This is a genomic window from uncultured Turicibacter sp., from assembly GCF_938044715.1.
In the GTDB taxonomy this organism is placed as follows: domain Bacteria; phylum Bacillota_I; class Bacilli_A; order MOL361; family Turicibacteraceae; genus Turicibacter; species Turicibacter sanguinis.
Map to the genome: position 1 here is coordinate 1 of NZ_CALIOS010000011.1, position 1,980 is coordinate 1,980.

The following is a 1,980-nucleotide window of genomic DNA, read 5'->3' on the forward strand; positions in this document are numbered from 1 at the left end:
AGGAGTTTGCCGTTGCGACCTTTACCTTCTTAGAAGAAGCCCAAATTCCACAAAAGCTAGCACTACTTGAGTCAAGTGCTGAAGAGACGCAGCATTTAAAGTTACTTAAACAGCATCAACAAGTTTGGAATAAAGTGCTTGAGCTATTTGAGCAACTCGTTGAAATTGGACAAGAAGAAGCGGTTAGTCTAGAAAATTTTGCAACGGTCTTTAAAGCAGGACTTGAAGAAATGTCTTATGCGACTGTTCCACCACGACTTGATCAAGTTTCAGTTGGCGAATTAAGACGTGCCCGTTATCAATTAGTTACGGATTTAGGTGAAGCAGGACAGTATGGAATTAAGCATGCGTTTGTTCTTGGCGTGAATGAGGGGCAAATTCCGAGTGTTATGGGAGAGAGTAGTCTCTTAAGTGAAGTAGAACGTGAACAATTAAAAGAGTTAGGCATTGAACTAGCACCTAGTCTTGAGCAAAGTCAACAAGATGAACAGTTTATCCTATATACCGTGTTTACCTCACCTAAACAAACGTTAACACTTTCTTATGTGAGCAGTAATGATGAAGGGAAAGAGTTTTTACCTTCATACGTTTATAATCAATTAAAAGAAATGTTCCCGCTTTCACAAGAGGCGCACATTGGTCGTGAATTTGATGACGATTTATATGAACAACTAACGACATTGAATCAATCAGTTGCTCATTTATTAGCGCATCTCAAACAAAATCCAGCGTATCGTTCTTACTATGAACCATTATTAGCGTATTACAAGGAACATAATCCATTGATTTATCAAATGGTTATGAGAATTTTAGGATATGAAAATGAGGTAACTAATTTAGATGAAGTGTTGACGAAAAAACTTTATAGTGAAGAAATTGTGGCGAGTGTTTCAAGACTGGAGTTGTTTAACCAGTGTGAATTCGCTCATTATTTACGCTATGGATTACAATTAAAAGATCGAGAACGTTATCAACTTGATTTACCGCATATTGGTGAGCTTTATCATGAGGCATTAAAACGCATTGCTACAATGATTCAAAAGGAGAATCGAACATTTGCTGATTTAACGCAAGATGAGTGTCAGACACTTGCTAAAATGGTGTCAGATGAGTTGAGTGAACAGTTGTTATATAAGATTTTAAAACAAAATAAACGTATGATGAAGTTAACGGAGCGATTGACTCATGTTGTTTATAAGACGTTAATTGGACTCAAGTATCAAAGTAGCCAAAGTGAGTTTAAGCCGATGTTTTTTGAGTTGCCATTCCAAACTGGAAAATCAAATGGAATTCACATCGATTCACGCCCGATTGGAAAAGGATTTAAATTATCATTAAAAGGAATTATTGACCGTGTTGATGTTGCTAAATCAAAAGATGAATCGCAAGCTTATTTAAGAATTGTCGATTATAAATCGAGTCAACAAGATTTAGAGCTTGATAAGGTCTATTATGGTTTGAGTTTACAGCTATTAACGTATTTAGATGTCGTGGTCACGAATGCCCTGCAATTAATTGACATGCCAGCAGAAGTCGGAGGACTCTTGTACTTCCATGTTCATCGCCCCATTATTTCAAAAGACGATCAAGATTTATTAAGAGATGTGGCGTTAGAAGAGCAAATATTAAGGCTACATCAAGAGGATTTTAAAATGAAAGGTTATTTACCGGATGATTATGACGTGGTGACACTCAGTGATCATCGAATAACGGATCGCTTAAAAAGTGATGTCGTCCCTATTACGCTAAAAAAAGATGGAAGTTTTTCAAGTCGTGGGACATCGACGTTATCTCCGGCTGAACTTTCGATGTTACGAAATTATACGAATCAAACCATTGAACGTGCCGCGACGAAAATTACGCAAGGTTCTCTTCAGATTAATCCAAGTCATCATGGCGATCGTAAAGCATGTGATTTTTGTTCTTATCGAGGGGTGTGCCAATTTGATATTGATTTTCTCGGAAATCAACCACGTATCT

The 1,980-nt window shown here is 37.1% G+C and carries 1 protein-coding gene; it reads left to right on the forward strand.

Annotation, left to right across the window (positions count from 1 at the left end; translation table 11 throughout):
• Nucleotides 1–1,980, forward strand: a 1,980-nt coding sequence (locus tag QWC74_RS00855; protein WP_288993816.1) for a PD-(D/E)XK nuclease family protein, incomplete at both ends; no start/stop codon positions are given.